Source organism: Maribacter sp. PR66 (assembly GCF_028464205.1).
GTDB classification, from domain to species: domain Bacteria; phylum Bacteroidota; class Bacteroidia; order Flavobacteriales; family Flavobacteriaceae; genus Maribacter; species Maribacter flavus.
On record NZ_JAQPCH010000006.1, the window covers coordinates 187,833 to 205,013 of the forward strand.

At 40.0% G+C, this 17,181-nt stretch carries 14 protein-coding genes; 8 read left to right on the top strand and 6 right to left on the bottom strand.

Translation table 11 applies throughout. The features are described from left to right. The first annotated feature begins 51 nt into the window (after positions 1 to 51). Positions 52 to 714: a class I SAM-dependent methyltransferase gene (locus tag PP181_RS12335; protein WP_272637339.1), complete on the top strand. Its 663-nt coding sequence runs from the start codon at positions 52 to 54 to the stop codon at positions 712 to 714. A 66-nt stretch (positions 715 to 780) separates the two neighbouring features. On the opposite strand, the gene PP181_RS12340 is transcribed toward PP181_RS12335, so the two are convergent. The 6 genes from PP181_RS12340 to PP181_RS12365 all read right to left on the bottom strand — a co-directional run bounded on the left by PP181_RS12340 (position 781) and on the right by PP181_RS12365 (position 11,124). After that, complete coding sequence (locus PP181_RS12340; protein ID WP_272637340.1) at positions 781 to 1,914, bottom strand: DUF6920 family protein; 1,134 nt, start codon at positions 1,912 to 1,914, stop codon at positions 781 to 783. Between the two features lie 42 nt (positions 1,915 to 1,956). Continuing rightward, positions 1,957 to 3,333 (bottom strand): McrC family protein, encoded by a 1,377-nt coding sequence (locus PP181_RS12345; RefSeq protein ID WP_272637341.1) that lies wholly within the window; start codon positions 3,331 to 3,333, stop codon positions 1,957 to 1,959. Next, on the bottom strand, positions 3,326 to 5,914 hold the full coding sequence (locus PP181_RS12350; protein WP_272637342.1) for an McrB family protein: 2,589 nt from the start codon (positions 5,912 to 5,914) through the stop codon (positions 3,326 to 3,328). The genes PP181_RS12345 and PP181_RS12350 overlap by 8 nt, the downstream gene beginning before the upstream one ends. 157 nt (positions 5,915 to 6,071) lie before the next feature. Then, the gene (locus tag PP181_RS12355) at positions 6,072 to 7,100 is read right to left on the bottom strand and encodes a hypothetical protein (RefSeq protein WP_272637343.1); all 1,029 of its coding nucleotides are present in this window, start codon (positions 7,098 to 7,100) and stop codon (positions 6,072 to 6,074) included. Positions 7,101 to 7,324: 224 nt separating this feature from the next. Next, positions 7,325 to 7,741, bottom strand: coding sequence for an arsenic resistance N-acetyltransferase ArsN2 (gene arsN2, locus PP181_RS12360; protein WP_154918889.1), 417 nt, complete (start codon positions 7,739 to 7,741; stop codon positions 7,325 to 7,327). Positions 7,742 to 7,881: 140 nt separating this feature from the next. Next, positions 7,882 to 11,124: a S41 family peptidase gene (locus tag PP181_RS12365; protein ID WP_272637344.1), complete on the bottom strand. Its 3,243-nt coding sequence runs from the start codon at positions 11,122 to 11,124 to the stop codon at positions 7,882 to 7,884. Positions 11,125 to 11,259: 135 nt separating this feature from the next. Here PP181_RS12365 and PP181_RS12370 point away from each other — a divergent pair, with 135 nt between their 5' ends. The 7 genes from PP181_RS12370 to PP181_RS12400 all read left to right on the top strand — a co-directional run bounded on the left by PP181_RS12370 (position 11,260) and on the right by PP181_RS12400 (position 17,177). Beyond that, positions 11,260 to 11,850, top strand: a complete 591-nt coding sequence (locus PP181_RS12370) for a methyltransferase domain-containing protein (RefSeq protein ID WP_272637345.1) — start codon at positions 11,260 to 11,262, stop codon at positions 11,848 to 11,850. Positions 11,851 to 11,979: 129 nt separating this feature from the next. After that, a complete protein-coding gene (locus PP181_RS12375) occupies positions 11,980 to 13,956 on the top strand; it encodes a S9 family peptidase (RefSeq protein ID WP_272637346.1) in 1,977 nt (658 codons plus the stop codon). 53 nt (positions 13,957 to 14,009) lie between these two features. Beyond that, a complete protein-coding gene (locus tag PP181_RS12380) occupies positions 14,010 to 14,720 on the top strand; it encodes a DUF2490 domain-containing protein (protein ID WP_272637347.1) in 711 nt (236 codons plus the stop codon). Positions 14,721 to 14,941: 221 nt separating this feature from the next. After that, the gene (locus tag PP181_RS12385; protein ID WP_272637348.1) at positions 14,942 to 15,535 is read left to right on the top strand and encodes a superoxide dismutase family protein; all 594 of its coding nucleotides are present in this window, start codon (positions 14,942 to 14,944) and stop codon (positions 15,533 to 15,535) included. A 73-nt stretch (positions 15,536 to 15,608) separates the two neighbouring features. After that, positions 15,609 to 16,145: an RNA polymerase sigma factor gene (locus tag PP181_RS12390; protein WP_154918883.1), complete on the top strand. Its 537-nt coding sequence runs from the start codon at positions 15,609 to 15,611 to the stop codon at positions 16,143 to 16,145. Next, positions 16,146 to 16,943, top strand: a complete 798-nt coding sequence (locus PP181_RS12395) for an anti-sigma factor (protein ID WP_272637349.1) — start codon at positions 16,146 to 16,148, stop codon at positions 16,941 to 16,943. Between the two features lie 54 nt (positions 16,944 to 16,997). Further along, positions 16,998 to 17,177 carry a hypothetical protein gene (locus PP181_RS12400; protein WP_154918881.1) on the top strand — a complete coding sequence of 60 codons (180 nt, stop codon included), beginning with the start codon at positions 16,998 to 17,000 and terminating at the stop codon, positions 17,175 to 17,177. The last annotated feature ends 4 nt before the right edge of the window (positions 17,178 to 17,181 follow it).

The window sequence follows — 17,181 nt, forward strand, 5'->3', positions numbered from 1 at the left end:
AACTAATTCACTGTCTCACTAACTCACTCGAAATCTAACAACCAACCTCCCATGCCCACCAAAAAACCTAAAAAACCATGGCCCACCAAAGCCGTGATGGAGCAGATTTACGAGCAAAACCTTTGGGGCGGGAATCCGGGCGAATTTTACAGTGGTGATGGGTCGCACGATCCAGCAATGGTGGAACCGTATCTGAAAGCGGTTACCCATTTTTTAGGTTCCTTCCATCCCCCATTAACGGTTTGTGATTTGGGATGTGGGGATTTTACTATTGGTAAACGACTTGTACCGTACTCCCGGGAATATATTGCCGTAGATATTGTGGAGGACCTCATCGGATGGCATAAAAAGAACAATGCATTGGAGCATGTGAGCTTTCACTGTTTGGACATTGCCAAGGATAACCTTCCCAAAGCCGACTGCATCATCCTTCGGCAGGTTTTGCAACACCTTTCCAATGAGGAAATAAAGGCGATAGTCAAAAAACTATCAAACTACACGTACGTACTAGTAACGGAACACCTACCCGAAGGTGACTTTGAACCCAACATTGATATAATCTCCGGACAGAGCATCCGACTCAAAAAGCAGAGCGGTGTGGATTTGTTGGCACCACCCTTTCGATTAAAGGTTAAGGAAGTGAATGAATTGGTGTCGATACCCGAAATAAGCGGAAAAGGGGTTATTAAAACATACTTGTATGAACTCGCTTGAGTGTGCGAAAAGTGCACAAAACTATTTTAAGAACCCACCCGAACGTACGGTTAGGTACAGGCGGGGTCAGTGGCCTGTGAAACGGTTATCTGTGTTAGCCACTGGCATTTCTTTCACGTTGTATTGAATGTCCGTTATTTTTAATTTTAACCAAGTCCACTTACCGTTTTCCAATTCCCAACTTGCTTCACATTCAATAGGTATTTTAATTTCATTTCGTTCTTCTGTTCTTATTGCAATCACTGTCCATTTAGTAGGTTTGATTGCGTTTGAATCCTGAAAGCGCATTGCTACGAATTTTTTAAAATTTCCGTCTTTATCAAAATGGAATTCCCCTGAACCTTTGGTGCCTTTATATTCCATTGTTGCTCTGGCAGAATAGTCGTCTATAGTCTCCCATTTTATATATTGACTTAAAGATGCCGAAGGAAACCAAACGATTTCAGCCAAATATCGTTGCAATGTTGCTTGGTTTACCTTTTCGTCGTTCTTTGCATTTGCAACTGGAATAAGTGAAAGAAGTTTAATTATCATTTCGCCTTTACCATCTTCAAATTTGTCTCTACCTACTACACTCAATATTGGATTCATTTCAGTATAAATATTCCAATTGAACGCTGGCGGTTGAATGGTAAAATATTGTTCTGCCATACCATTGTTCCAACTTTTTTGTTCGGGTTTCATTTTGAGCTGTAGCTCTTGAACTAAATGCACATTAGAAATCAATTTCTTTTCGATTATTCCGCTATTAGTCAGCCATTTTTGAACAATTGGTGGTAAATAAACCAATGATTTTTCGGTAATAATCTCTTGAGTTTTGAGTTGCGAATTTTCAAATAGACTTATTCTTTCGCTTTTGATTTTATTTTTAAAGTTGAAACTTGAATATCCAATAATTGTCGGCAATAGAATAATGACGTTTGCTACCGTACCAAATTTTGCGTCAGACCAATAATTAAAAATCAACACCTGCGAAATAATTACGGCCAAAAAACCGCTTAACCACCAATAGTCCGAATGAATAAGTATTAAAATGATTGTAATAGCAAAAAGTAGAAATGTCAAGAACCAAAATATTCCGTAGATCTTTGAAATTGGTTGTGAAATCGCATTAAATTCAGATATCCCAAATGCCTTGAAAAATCCAAATAAATGGATAATTCCGTGTATTACTATCAATATGATTAAAGCTATTCGCATTGTTTTTTTTGCTAGTGGCTACGGTCCCGTATATGGCGCGTTTTAACGCGCTATATACATTGTTGGCACCAGTATTTTTTCTAATTTATTTTTCAAACCTTCTTTTGTCGATTCAAATAACTCAGCTAAATCAGTTTTAGTCTTTAATTCTGATTCAAGTAAATCCCGATTTATTATAGGGAGTTGAAACGCTTTAATTGAAATTTCTTTACCAGCGGCTAATGCATCTTTTATAGTTAATTCAGTTTGTTCTTCTTGATCTTGCTTTAAAGTGTTTGGGTAAAACAATATGATTTCATCAACTTCAAATCTAACAGCATAAGCGAGCATTTGATAAAGGTCTTTCTGCGAAATCCCTTTTTTGGGGTCTTTATCATCTGAATACACAATCTTATATTTAGTATCCGCAATCAGGGATTTATAATCAGTTTTGAGCCATAAATCTGGTTTTAAATTGAAGGTTTTGTCCTCATCCAAGTATGTATCACTTCTTTGAGACTTAGCCATAACTGTTTCAAGTTCCTTATCGATAAACCCGAAAATAAAATCTTCAAAAACATACTCCATAGGCAGTAAGAATGCGAATAGCTTCAAGTCGTTCTTATAATCAAAAGAAATGCAGTTAGTTAGAAACAATTGACAATAATCACGGACGGTTTCAAACTCTCCAAACATTGGGTTGAATGAAATTTTAGAACATTGTTCAGCAGTTGCCCTTTCATCAGACACTTCATCTAATATGAAAAGGATTTCTCGTAGATTCTTTTTGTTATCCTGATTTGATGAAACATTGAAGAGTAGAGTAGTTACATACTTTATTATGCGGTTGAATTCATTGTCAAAAACGAATGCATCATAAGTACAATTTAGTTTGTGCCATTTACCTGTACTAAGATTTTGGTGGATGTATTCATTTGTGTTTAGACGACCTTTTATAAAAGATAATTCACGATTTACTTCTTCATACTGCTGATAGATTGATGAATTAAGAAGCTCACGAGTATATTTTGAGAATAGGTAAATTAAGATTTCAAAAAAGTCACTCTTTGAGCTGCTAAGAGAGGCTTGATAGTTGGGAAATTTTATTTTACGACAATAGCTTAACCACCAAAGTATATGGTTCTGAATCTGGTTTATTTCATTTTCTGAGTACTCCTTTTCTTGGTTATAAAAAATTTTAGGTAATAGATTAATCTTTTTCCCTGCATAATGGATTACACCAACATATTTGTTCGATTTTAAACTATTCGTTTTGTGGATGAATTGCAGAAATCTTTGAGATTCAATTTTGTCGTTTCCATTTTCAGAATAATAGGAATTCTTTTCCCGACTATTCCAGATTTCATCAAGAAATCCTTCCAAGCCATCGAATGAAGCTTGAATATCTACTTTGTTTTGATATTCAAAAAGGTTAATCATTCTTCTCAGTAATTCTTAAAGGCCAAGACTTTTCATCAATATTATATTCGGTATTAGATAAAGCTTTGGAAACTATTTGTGCAACTGTTTTTGCGTCATTCATGAAGTATTCCAATAACAGAGGAATGACTTTCACATTCATTCTTCTTTCGAAATCATAAGGATCTTCTTTTGAATCCATAAAATAGGAGTGACCAATCTGGAAGTCATGCCCTTTATCTGAAATAATAGATTCGTTAATGGATTTTAAAACAGCTTCATCATTTACATTCAAACCATTCTCTGAGTATTTTGGATACATTGGTTCAAACTCGAATCTTCTTCTTAAGGCTATGTCAAGCAGAGCAATAGATTTATCAGCAGTATTCATGGTTCCAATGATGTATAAGTTTGATGGAACTATAAAAGTATCGCCAGAAGGTAACTTTGCTTCCATTGGGATTTTGCCATGTGAGCGTTTGTCTGGCTCAATTAATGTGATAAGTTCTCCGAAAACTCTAGAAATATTGGCACGATTTATTTCGTCAATAATGATGACATAGTTTTTTCTTTGTATAATTTCCTTTTTACCAGATGAGTCTTTTCCAATCTTTAGGAGTTCATCTAAAAGTGGAGAGTAGTAGGATGAGAGACCTTGAATATCTAGGACTGATTCAGCATCATACATTTTTCTTAAAGTTGAAATACTTAATGTATGTCCAGTACCACCACTAGTTTTTCTAAATTCTATTGATTTGTTAGTGATTGCGGTAATGAAGTAAGAGACTTTCTTCATTTTTACTTCAATCTCTTCTACTTCACCTTCGACTAGTGGATTAACAAATTCGTTGAATGTTTCTTCGAATGTCTTTTTTGCGATAGGTGGTTGTTCGGAAGCGATAATGTTTTTTAGTGCTCTATCTGCAATGACTTTAAAAACTCCATCCTTTCTTTCAAATGTTAATTCTTTATCGTTTTCTGTATCTGGCCTCAGACCTTGAATGAAGTCTTCATAGCTGTAGTTCTGATGAAAGGTGATAAATTCAATTTGACCGTGAAGATTGGCTTTGAAAATCCCAAGAGCTTCATCATAAGAATCTATTTTGCGATTCTCAATAATCTCTGCTGCCCTTAGGACTGTATTGTATGTTTTTCCAGTTCCTGGAGGACCATACAAAATGGTATTTAAAGGAAATGTCATGTTGTAATTATTTTCAGTGCTGATATCAAATTCAGGATAATTTCTTTTCAATAAGTCAAGAGCTTCTAAATACTTACCAGTTGCACTTTGATATTCTATATTAAATGGGGTCTTCTTGAGAATCCCTTTTTTATCGCCTTGAATTTCATAGCTATGCAAAATTTCCATTGCTAAAAATCCGCCTCCTCTAGCAGGTGCCTCTTCTCCTAAAACCTCAGATTGAATTTTTCGGTGGCTCAGAGAATTATTTAAATAATTATAGATGACTTCTGCATGAATTTTAGATTCAGTTTTCTCATTTGGAAACCAAATTTCTTTTACATGTTCTTCATTTGTGACCTCTTTTATTGTCGCCCAGTATCCACCAGAAAAATCTACTTCAAATGGACTGAAGTTCTTTTCCCAATTAACCTCTAGCTTTTTACCGTTATCATAATTTTTGGAAACTATGCCTCTGGCTTTAATCGCCATAACAGATTTAGTCTTTTCTCTTGTGAATGCTGCTTTTATCGCAATTCTACCGCCAACAGGAACCTTTTTGACTTCTTCAATAAATTTATCATCATAGCCATTTTCCCAGATACCATTTTGTAAAAAACGCTCTGTTTGGTCAGATGGATTGGATCCATCCCAATAAGCACCAACTAAAAAATATTGGTGTGATGAATTTAGGTTTTCATCTAAAATAGAATTGTAGCGTTCAATATTGATTACATCTTTTGTCAAGTACTTATATTCCTTTGAATCGGATGTTAACCTTATACCGCTAGAATTGATGTTTTTAGCAATTTGGATTCCGATTGTACCTAAGTATGTTGCAAAATTTAAGTGTCGATTTATTTCTGGAAAGGTTCTATAAAACTCACATATTGAATCGTAATCATCATTTTTAGATAAGACCTCACGGATGATATTTTTCCAATACTTGTAATAAATTGGATACTCACTTGGGTTTTGACAGTGTTTAATTACTGAATAGATGTGAGGTAAAAAGTTGTTAAGATTAGAGTTTAAAGGGTAATTGAAACTGTTTAGGTCGGTGGAATTCTTTACTGAGTTAAAAAAAATGTATAACTCTAATTTTGAACCATCATCTAATTTTGTTTCTTCTTTAAAGTTATTAATACGATTGGCAATTCTGACGATTGTGTTAACCTTACTAACAAATGTTGAAAGAATTTTGGTGTCATCTTTAGTGAAGGGATCATCTGCTTTTAGTTTTCCGATTACAGCATTCAGTTCAGCTTGATGTTTTACATTTTTGAGCAAATGAACTTTGTCTTCTAAGTTTCCAAGCCATTCTTTTTCTAGCTCATAAAGAGAGTTGAAATCTTCTTCACATTTAGATTTCAAATTATCATATGAGAAGTTGAACGTCTTTACATAATCCTTTAAATCCATTCAGTTTTTTCTTATTGGTGCCAACGTTTTGAATATCGTGCGTTTGGCATTACAATGTTCTTAACTTTCAAATTACTATTAAGTTTCTTAATAAATTCTATCTTCATTTTTAGCACTATCTGCCAAATGCACTATATTTTTTGTTGGCAACAGGTTTTTATATTCTTATTTCTCTTTTCATAAATCCGTAAAATGATACTAACAAGTAAAAACTCGTAGCAACTACAACACTTATTGAAATGATATCCAAAATTGGTGAAATAGCATACACATTATTTATTAAAGGCATTGAAACTCCAAAAACAATTAGTAATCCTGCAATCACAAATAAGTATTTAGTAATCCTCGGAAGTTCTGCATCCATATACCTTTGAATTCTAACTAATTTTGGTAAAATATCTTCAGTTAATTGAGTTCCAAGTTTAGCAAGTAATTCAGGTCCAAAATCTAAATCTTTATAACGTTCTTGGTCAATTCGTAGGCAATTGTCTTTCATTTCTTCTTTGTATCCAATATAAATATCTTCCATATTCATACTGTCTTTATAAACAGCATATTTGTGGTCGAAGTAATACCATAGACCATTCCCACAATCATAATCAATCCATTTTTGAACTATATCAGAGCTATAATACAAGGGAACATCAAACTCTGTAAATAAAGTATGGTCAAATGGATATTGGTCAAATTTGAATGATTTAAGTTCTAAATACAAACAAGCGAGACCACTGTATTCTTTATCATTAATAAATTCCTTCGCCTGCTCTGTTGGATTTGAATCAACAAATACAATCTCTCGAACGTCAAAATGTGTCAAACCTTTGTATTTTTTATCTATCAAGTGTCTTACGCCATCTGGCCAAATACGTGAATGGATTAATTTGTCGATTACACTTCTACATTTATGTAGTTTTTGAGTTTGTTCTGTTAATTCTGGAAGTCGCGCAATTTTCTCTTGTCTGATTTGAAGAACTTTGGCGGTTAGATAGGCAATTATTAAACCTGCTATTAGTCCACTAATTGTCAGTATATCAGTCCGATTTTCTGCTAATATTTCGGAAAAATTTTCCGTATTGCAAAGTTTATAAGTCAAAGTCCAAAAGAGTATAATGAAAACAATAATAGTCAGAATCAAAGGAATTGTTCTGGCAAATTTTTTCCATAATTTTTTAAGTTTATTCTTCATTCTTCAACTTGTTGCCAACGGTTGTATATAGTAACAAGTTAATATATTTCTATTTTAGTGGGATTACCCTAAAAATCCTACAAATTATTGGTTTTGGCAAGAGAAAGGTAAATATGTAGCGTTTTGTTTGAAATGAACGGGGAGGATCGGTCAATAAAGAGATGCTTCTTCCTCGCTACGCTCGTCATCAGAATGACAAGAAAATGGGAGGAATAGGAATAGAATTAAAGTTCCTTCACCATGTACACGGAACTGGAAGGGCATATTTCAGAGAATTCGGTAGTTCCAAGGATGGCCGTAGGAGCGGTGGACCGTTCCGTTACAGCAAAACCATAACGTTTAAAATAGGCATCTGCTGTAGTGGTCAGAAGGTGCAATCGTTGTATACCTTTTTGCCTACTGGTTTCACAAAGTTCGTCCAATAACTCCTTACCCACCCCTCTTCCTTTATGGGCATCGTCTACCGCCAAGGAACGCAGCAAACCATCCATTTCGTATGTTTCGATGCCAATACATCCAATAAGTTCGCCATTTTTTTCCTTGGTCAAAAAGGCCACTTTGGATTCTACCAAATCTTCAAAGGGCAGGTCGTTCGCTTTCAAAAGTTCCTGTATAGACTTTAGGTTGGTCACTGGGTTCATAGTACGCGTTTAAAAGTGGTAAGTTTGTAGTTGTTCATTCATTATGGCACCAAACCCAGGACTTGATGGTATTTTAATAGATTCTTCTTCTTGGCCATGCGCGTGATCAGAATAACTTACTTGTACGTTATATGGCCAGCCTACTTCACCTGCCCGATCAAAACCTCAATGGATTTTTCCAATTGCTGATCACGGCCTTTGGCGATGACCTCGGGTTGGTTTTTGACAAGGATATCTGGGTCGGTTTCATTGTTCTCCATCCACTCCCCTGCCTTATTCTTGGCACTTACGGGCACCACGCCCCAAACGCCTCCGTTTGGCAAACGCTCCCACCCGGCAAAGCTACAGGTCCCTGGAACCGGCATCCCCACCGTAGTCCCTATTTTCAATTCGGTATAGCCACTGGCAAAGCAGGAACCGTCACTGTACATGGACTCGTTATATAGGGCCAACGTTGGTTTGGTCCAGCGCGAAGTGGGCTCCCCTCCTACCACACGATCTTCTGTCTCATAGGATAAAAAGGCCTCGCCGGTAAAGAACATGGCCAGATCGGCCACCAAGTCGCCACCACCATTAAATCGGGTATCTACAATGACCCCTTTTTTGTCGAAAAACTTGCCCATCATTTCCTCGTAAATGGAGCGGTAGGGTCCGTCGCTCATTCCTGGAATGTGTACGTAGCCCAAAGTACCTTTACTTTTTTCAAGTACTTCCTTTTCATTGGTTTCCACCCACCGATTATATAACAAATCGCCCTCAGCATCCAAGGAAATGGGCTTAACGGTAATTTGCTTTGGGGTTTTGTTCTCACCTGTTATATCCAACAACAAAAATTCGCCTTCCTTGCGGTTCAAATAACTGGCTACATCACGATCGGACTGTAGGGTTTCGCCGTTTATTTTTTCGATGATCATCCCCGGCTTTAAATTGAAGCCGGCCTTGTCCAAAGGCCCGCCTTTTATGATCTCAGCGATTTTGATTCCGTTGCCTGTATGGGCATAGTCCATAAAAATTCCCAAGGATGCAGTTTCGTCTCCATTATCGATAGTGTCGTTATACCTGCCTCCGGCATGTGAAACATTCAACTCCCCTAAAAGCTCCGATATCATTTCCGCGAACTCGTAATTATTCTCAATGAAGGGCAGGTATTTTTCGTATTCGGTACGCATAGCGGTCCAATCGATACCGTGAAAGTTGCTGTGATAGAAAATACCATTGGTTCGCAACCAAATATGGTCGAACATATACCGGCGTTCGGCATCAGCATCCAAGACCATTTCCGATTTCAATTTTACAGGTTCCTTCTTCCCGGCCTTTACATCGATTTTGGATATGCTGCCATCAGCCAACAAAAAGAGGTTTTCCTGCTTTTTATCCCATTGCAAACCTCCTGATTTTGCGCCTAGGGACAGTAATTTTTTGGTCTCCTTGGTACGGATTTCCGTTTCCCAAAGGTCCAGATCCTCCTCAAAACGCGTGAGATAATACAGTTTTTCACCGTCCTTGGACAACACGGCATCGCTCAATTTTGAGGAGTGGATGGTGAGTCGGCTTTTCCTATCCTCGGTGCCCTCCAAATCGAACTTCAGGGGTTTTACGGGTTCCTCCTTAGTGTCTTCATCCTTCTTCTTTTTCTTTTTATCGTCCTTATTTTCGTCCTTGTCTTCGTCCTTTTTATCGCCTTCCTCGATCAATTTCATCAAATCGTATTCGTCCTTGGACAGATTGAACTTGTCCCAAGCATCCTGGGTAAGGAACATGGTGTAGACATCAAATTCCGACTGCCCACTGGTGGCATAGCTTTTTAAGCCGTGTCTGTTGGAGAACCAAATGATCTGGTTGCCTTCACTAATCCACTTGGGCTGCATGTCATAGTAGCCACTTTCGGTAAGATTCTTACGGGTCTTGCCATCGGCAGAAATCAAAAGGATTTCATTGTTGCTCAAAGTAACGCCCCAATCCACCAACAACCATTTGCTATCCGGGCTCCATTGATAGTATTGGTCCCCATCGGAGAAATGGTACAAATCCTTTGGCGTTAGTAAGATAACGGTCTCCTTTGTTTTTAAATTCTTGACTTTCAAGGTTCTACGCCCTTCCACATAAGCGACTAGATTACCGTCTGGCGAGAATTCAGGCAAATAGACATCGGTACTATCGGTTACCAAGGTATCCTCCTTTACCAAGGTGGAAGCAAAAAAATAGGTTTCCTCGGTACGTTGTTTTACGGTCTTGAAAATAGACCATTTACCGTTTCGCTCGCTGGAATAGGCAATGGCCTTGCCATCTGGCATATATTTTAAAAAACGTTCCTGCTCCGGCGTATTGGTCAATCGCTTCGTCATGGTGCCATCTACCGAAGTGGCAAATACCTCGCCCCGACTAATAAAGGCGATTTCCTTCCCATTGGGCGAAATGTCCATTTCCCTGACTCCGCCGTTGACGGAAACGTATTCCACCGCATTGGAGGCCGATTGTGTGCGGATGATCACATCCACCTTCTGAGGTTCGCCACCTTCCTCAAAAGTATAGAGCTCCCCATCATAACTGAAGGCCATAATCCCGTTCCCGATGCTTAAAAACCGAACGGGATGGGTCTTCAAGGAGGTCAATTGCTCCTTATTTTCGGGATTTTCCAGATTCAATGTATGGACGTTGAAAGACCCGCTTTCCTCACTGAGGTAGTAGAGGGAATTACCATCGTCACTGAAAACAGGATTACGGTCCTCCCCGTTAAAACTGGTTAGCTTGGTATGTGTGCCGGTCGCTACATCGTATTTCCAAATATCGCGCGTAATGGCAGATGTATGGTGTTTTCTGAACGTATTTTCATAACCTTTTTTATCGTGATAGACCATCAAAGTGCCCTCGGAATTTACCTGTACATCTTCCGCAGGGACGGTCAATACCTGGTTAACCCGACCACCAATGACGGGAACACTATACAGCTCCGGTTGTTGTCCCATGGGATACTGCCGATGTTTCACATCATCCTGACGTGCAGCTCCAAAAATGACGCTTGTATCATCCGCCGAAAACGAATAGGGCGTCTCATCGTTGCTGTGGAAGGTCAATCGGGTCGCTTCGCCCCCTTTGGCGTTCATTACGTAGATATCAAAATTCCCGAATCGGTTGGAGGCAAAGGCCAGCGAGTCCCCATCCTTGCTCCACACGGCCTGATAATCGTGCGCCTTATGGAAGGTCAATTGCTGTGCAACACCCCCTTCTTTGGGAACCCTGTAAATATCTCCCTTGTAGGTAAAGGCGATGGTGGAACCATCAGGGGAGATAGCCGGATACCGAAGCCATTTGGGGTCTTCCTGGGAAAATACACTATTAAAAAGAACGATGGAAAAGAAAAACAAATACAGGTAATTTCTCATGTTTGGTCCGCTTGATTTTAATCCGCCGAAGATAGGTAAATTGTGTATAAATGGACACCGAATTTGTATGATCTGCACCCATAGCGGCATGGCTATCAAAAATGTCCTTATTTTCGTCTTTCTAAGCACGCCGCTATGGACGACAAAACCTATTGGACCCAACGATACGAGGCCGGTACCACGGGCTGGAACATTGGCTACCCTTCCACCCCCATCAAGGAATACGCGGACCAATTGACGGACAAAAACCTAAAAATCCTGATACCCGGTGCCGGTAATGGATATGAGGCCGAATATCTTTTTGAAATCGGCTTTAAAAATGTGCACGTACTGGATGTTGCCGAAATTCCGTTGACCGAGTTCAAAAAACGCAACCCGCATTTTCCCGAAGCCCAGGTGATTCATGCCGATTTCTTTGCGCATGAAGGAAGCTACGACCTAATTCTGGAGCAGACCTTTTTCTGTTCCATAGTACCTACGGATGCCAATAGGAGCGCGTACTTTAAGCAGATGCGCCGGTTGCTCAAGCCTGATGGCATCCTTGCAGGGCTCTGGTTCGATTTTCCCCTGACGGACGATATGGAAAAAAGACCTTATGGCGGCAACAAGGAACTTTATTTGGGCTATCTGGACCCCTATTTTACCGTTCGTACATTTGCACGGTGTTACAATTCCATCCCGCCCAGAAAGGGAAACGAACTGTTCGGGATTTTTGAGCGAAAATAACCAAGTGCCCCAAAACTTCGGGCCTTAAAAACTTAGGGGGACTTTTAAGTAGGCCTTACATTTCATTTACCGTATCTTTAGGCACATTGGTTTTTAGCCGATATGTTCACATTCAAAAAAATCAATCCCATGAAACGAACACTATTAAAATGTATGCCTGTAAAAGGTTTAGCCATGATTGCTTCTATTACCATGATTGCATGGAGCTGCAAGGAAACTCCCAAAGAAAACCCGGACGCTGCCATCACTAAAACGGTGAAATCCTATACCATTGAGCAAATGATGGACAACGAGGCCATTGGCGGTGGCAGTTTTTCGCCGGATAATAGCAAGCTCTTGATTTCAAGTAATAGGTCCGGCATCTACAATATGTACACAATTTCAACAGAAGGTGGTGAGATGATGCCCGTAACGGAATCGGACAGTTCCTCGGTCTTTGCCATTTCCTATTTTCCTAAGGACGAGCGTATGCTCTTTAGGATGGACGGAAACGGCGACGAAATCTACCATATCTATTTAAGAAACCTCAATGGAAGCATTACGGATTTGACCCCTGAGGAGGGCGCAAGGGCGAGTTTCCATGCGTGGGCAGCCGATAAAAAGAGCTTCTTTTTCACGTCCAACAAACGGGATGCCCGCTATATGGACCTCTATCAAATGGATTTCTTGGATTACAGACCCCAACTCATATATCAAAACAATGAAGGTTATGACATTGGGCCTATAAGCAAGGACCAAAAATACCTGGCCCTCTCCAAATCCCTGAATACGAATGATGTCAATCTCTTCCTTCAGAATTTGGAAACGGGTGAAAAGACACAGATCAACGAAGCGCAGAGCGCCAATAGCGGTCAGGATTTTACTCCGGACAGCGGTGCGTTGTATTACACGACCGATTTGGATAGCGAATTTTCCTATGTAATGAAATACGATATACAATCTGGCGAACGCAGCAAGGTCATGGAGCGCGATTGGGATATTATGGGCAGTTATTTCACCGAGAACGGCACCTATCAGGTAACCTATATAAACGAGGACGCAAAGAACGTTATTGCCGTTACGGAGACCGCAACGGGAACGAATATCGACCTTCCCTCCCTACCCAATATGGACATCACCAATGTAGGTTTTTCGGATGACGAAAAACTAATGAGTCTCTACGCAGGCGGGTCGCAAACACCCAGTAATCTATATGTGTATGATTTAGAGACCAAAGAGCTGAAACAGCTTACCAATGTACTGAACCCGGAAATAGAACCAAGCGATTTGGTCTCGGCGGAGGTGATCCGGTATAAATCCTTTGATGGAATGGAAATTCCTGCCATTTATTACAAACCTCATCAAGCTTCCGAAACCAACAAGGTGCCCGCTTTGGTTTGGGTACACGGTGGTCCAGGCGGACAATCCAGGCAGAATTTCAGTTCCTTCATTCAATACTTGGTAAACCATGGGTATGCCGTGTTGGCGGTGAACAACCGCGGAAGCAGCGGTTATGGGAAGTCGTTCTACAAAATGGACGACCTCAACCATGGTGACAAGGATTTGAAGGATTGTGTGGAGGGCAAGAATTGGTTGGCCAACCAACCAGAAATCGATGGAGACAAAATCGGGATTATTGGAGGTTCCTACGGCGGATATATGACCATGGCGGCCTTGACCTATACACCGGAAGAGTTTGCCGTGGGCGTAAACCTATTTGGGGTAACGAACTGGATCAGGACCTTACGAAGTATACCGCCCTGGTGGGAATCCTTTAAGGATGCCCTGTATTTAGAGCTGGGTGACCCCAACAGTGCGGATTCCGTTCGGCTTAAGGCCATTTCCCCGCTTTTTCATACCGATAAGGTTACCAAACCCCTGATCGTGCTGCAAGGTTCCAAAGATCCTAGGGTGCTTCAGGTAGAATCGGACGAAATCGTGGCCGGCGTCAAGAAAAATGGCGTTCCCGTGGAATACGTGCTCTTTGAGGATGAAGGCCATGGATTTGTAAAAAAGGAAAACCAGATCGAGGCCTACAGCAGGGTACTACAATTTTTGGATGTCTATCTCAAAGGAGACGCGGGCACGCCCATTGAGGACGGCGAATCCATGGAAAGCGATATTTAATCGAAGGTCTAATTTCAAGACTTGAATTTTTGAATATAGAATCAGGCATATTTATGAGGAGATTACTAGTTGTTGTATTGGGTATTGTTGTGACTTCGGCCTTGGGCCAAGAGATTGGGGAAGACAAACTGGGAAGCTGGCACATGTATTTTGGCACCAATCAGATTGCGGAAAAGTGGAGCATTCATACAGAAGCACAACTTCGATATTTTGAACAGGCAAAAAACTTCAATCAATTGTTACTTAGGACAGGACTCAATTATCACATTGATGACAATGCCATTGCTACTGTGGGGTACGCCTATATAAAAACGGATCCAACTTATTTCGAGGCGGCCCTGATTGATTTGGATGAACCAGCTTCCGATAATATTTCGGAAAACCGAATTTTTGAACAGTTCATTTTGAAGAATAAAGTATGGGAACTTTTATTTGAACATCGGTATCGTTTGGAACAACGTTTTATAACAAATAATGACCTGAATAGAAAAAGCGCTGAACACCGTGCCCGCTATCGGTTACAGATGACGGTCCCCCTAACGGACATTTTCTTTTTTAATTTTTATGATGAAATTTTTATCAATCTACAGAACGAGGCCTTTGACCAAAACCGATTGTATGCAGCAGTGGGACTTAATGTGACCCATAATCTAAGTGTACAGGCCGGTTATCTTAAAAATCATTTCAGAACCGTGAATTATGACAGGCTACAGGTGGCTGTATTCTATAATCCAGATTTACGTGGGCTTTTCAATAAAAAATAGGATTGCCGGTATTTTCCTTCGCAGCTCCATCAAATTTCCCAATCCTGTTAAAATGATTGGGATATGAGTTCATATAGCGCACGAAATTTCGTAATTTTAACAAACTTAAATTTTAAAACTAGAAAAAATAAAACCCTCATTGAGGGATTTGTTCTGGTGAGTTAAATACCTCTACAAAAGGAAATATTTAAGAATCAAGCTATTAATTTAATTTTAAACGTATGAAAAAAGTAATAAAATTACCACTGGCCGCATTGGCCCTTTTTGCAGTCTTTAGTTGTAAAGAAGTTAAAAAGGAAACCAACGATGCTGCAAATGAAGTGGAAGAAACCATGGAAGAAATGACCATGGAAGAGGAAGAAGTGGAATCCGTTAAATTTATGATGGAGCCAAAAAGTGATAGTGGCGTTCAGGGCGAGGTCACCTTTACCGAAGAAAACGGAGAGGTAAAAATGATGGCGTCCTTCACAGGACTCTCCGAAGGCGAGCATGCCATACACATACACGAAAAGGCAGATTGCTCCGCGGATGATGGAACTTCTACGGGAGGCCATTGGAACCCTACCAACGAACCCCATGGAAAATGGGGTGCCAGTGAAGGCTATCACAAAGGGGATATTGGCAACTTTATGGCCGATTCTGACGGTAACGGAATGGTCGAATTTTCAACGGCTGAATGGTGTATTGGTTGTGACGACCCCAATAAAAATATTGTGGGCAAGGCGGTAATCGTACACCAAGGTACGGATGATTTCACCAGTCAACCGAGCGGTGCGGCCGGTGCCAGAGTAAGTTGTACCGGAATTATCCAATAGGATTAAAAAATAATATGATAAAAGCCACCTGATAGGGTGGCTTTTTCTATTTTTAATAGCTAAATTCAGCCCTATGCAATTGGAACAACTGGTTGAGAGATTTCGGGAGAAGGATGTTTCCGCCTTCGAGACACTTTATGGCATGTATTCCGAAAATATCTGCGGGGTAATCAACACCATTGTCAAAAACGAAGTGCGCTCCCAAGAAATCTGTCAGGATGTATTCGTCAAAATATGGGACAATGCGGACAGTTATAATGCATCCAAAGGCCGATTTTTTACCTGGATCTTGAACATTGCGAGAAATGCGGCCATCGATGAAATACGTAGTAAGTCGTATAAAAATGAAAAAAAGAACCTTTCCGCAGATTACTTCGTACGTATTTTGGAAAGTAAGGAAGAGGAAGTTGTTGCTACAGTAGAAACCGAAGGACTCTTTAAGTTAGTCCGGAGTCTAAAGAAAAAGTGTATACAACTAATTGAAATGCTTTACTTTAGAGGGTATACACAAAAGGAAGCGGCCGAAGAACTGGCCATTCCCGTTGGAACCGTTAAAACTAGAAATAGAAGCTGTATTTCCAAGCTCAGGGAAAACATGGAGATAAAATAAATGGATGTTCAAGAATACATAGCGTCTGGAATTTTGGAACTGTACGTCGCAGGGGCCCTTTCGGAGAAAGAAAACCTGGAAATACATAGATATGCACAGGAATATCCAGAAATAAAGGCAGAAATTGTGGCTATAGAGGCGGCCATCCTAGAGATTTCACAAAAAGCGAATACCGTAACCCCTGTCGGTTTTGAAACCCTAAGATCACAATTGAATGCTGGGGATACATCGAAGGTTGTTCCACTGACCAAAGAATCAAGGCCTTGGACGCAATACCTGGGTTGGGCGGCTTCCATACTTTTGGCCATTGGACTTTTTTGGGTCTATAATCAAAATAAGGAATTGAAATCCCAGTTGGAATTGGTAGAAAGTCAAAACCAACAGTTAGAACAACAAATAGCCGAGTCTAATTCCTCCTTGGAAAAATCGCGGGAGCTCCTCAATACGCTGAGGGACCAAAATATTTTGGTAATCCCTTTAGGTGGGCAACAAGTTTCTCCGGATTCCTACGCAAAGGCGTATTGGAACAAACAAGAGGAAAAAGTGTTTATTGACGCGAAGGGTCTTCCGGAACCACCGGATGGTTTTGTTTATCAAGTTTGGTCCTTAAAATTATCGCCCTTAACCCCTACGAGCATGGGTCTTTTAGAAGATTTTACCGAGGATGAAAACAAGGTGTTTGCGCTGAACAATCCAAATAATTCCGAAGCCTTTGGGATAACTTTGGAACCTGCCGGAGGTAGTGAAACACCCACATTGGAGCAACTCTATGCACTTGGAGCGGTTGCATCCTCCTAAATTATTTGAATCCCACTATAGATTGCTTACTGGAAAAATTAGTATTTTTCGACCATGGATATAAAGAAACTCTTTGGTACCATTCTCACCCTGTTAGGAATTGGGGGGTTGGTCTACGCCGCCATATTATTTGGCAATAGTACAGGAACAACAAAGGCCTTGATCGTATATGCCGTTCTGGGCGGTATATTTTTCTTCTCGGGAATCGGGCTTTTGAGAACAACAAAAAGTTAAATGA

Excerpts from the sequence above, each read along its gene's own strand:
- PP181_RS12350 (WP_272637342.1), bottom strand. The coding sequence starts at position 5,914 with ATGGATTTAAAGGATTATGTAAAGACGTTCAACTTCTCATATGATAAT.
- PP181_RS12365 (WP_272637344.1), bottom strand. The coding sequence starts at position 11,124 with ATGAGAAATTACCTGTATTTGTTTTTCTTTTCCATCGTTCTTTTTAAT.
- PP181_RS12340 (WP_272637340.1), bottom strand. The coding sequence starts at position 1,914 with ATGCGAATAGCTTTAATCATATTGATAGTAATACACGGAATTATCCAT.
- PP181_RS12385 (WP_272637348.1), top strand. The coding sequence starts at position 14,942 with ATGAAAAAAGTAATAAAATTACCACTGGCCGCATTGGCCCTTTTTGCA.
- PP181_RS12390 (WP_154918883.1), top strand. The coding sequence starts at position 15,609 with ATGCAATTGGAACAACTGGTTGAGAGATTTCGGGAGAAGGATGTTTCC.
- arsN2 (WP_154918889.1), bottom strand. The coding sequence starts at position 7,741 with ATGAACCCAGTGACCAACCTAAAGTCTATACAGGAACTTTTGAAAGCG.
- PP181_RS12370 (WP_272637345.1), top strand. The coding sequence starts at position 11,260 with ATGGACGACAAAACCTATTGGACCCAACGATACGAGGCCGGTACCACG.
- PP181_RS12395 (WP_272637349.1), top strand. The coding sequence starts at position 16,146 with ATGGATGTTCAAGAATACATAGCGTCTGGAATTTTGGAACTGTACGTC.
- PP181_RS12380 (WP_272637347.1), top strand. The coding sequence starts at position 14,010 with ATGAGGAGATTACTAGTTGTTGTATTGGGTATTGTTGTGACTTCGGCC.
- PP181_RS12375 (WP_272637346.1), top strand. The coding sequence starts at position 11,980 with ATGAAACGAACACTATTAAAATGTATGCCTGTAAAAGGTTTAGCCATG.
- PP181_RS12400 (WP_154918881.1), top strand. The coding sequence starts at position 16,998 with ATGGATATAAAGAAACTCTTTGGTACCATTCTCACCCTGTTAGGAATT.
- PP181_RS12345 (WP_272637341.1), bottom strand. The coding sequence starts at position 3,333 with ATGATTAACCTTTTTGAATATCAAAACAAAGTAGATATTCAAGCTTCA.
- PP181_RS12355 (WP_272637343.1), bottom strand. The coding sequence starts at position 7,100 with ATGAAGAATAAACTTAAAAAATTATGGAAAAAATTTGCCAGAACAATT.
- PP181_RS12335 (WP_272637339.1), top strand. The coding sequence starts at position 52 with ATGCCCACCAAAAAACCTAAAAAACCATGGCCCACCAAAGCCGTGATG.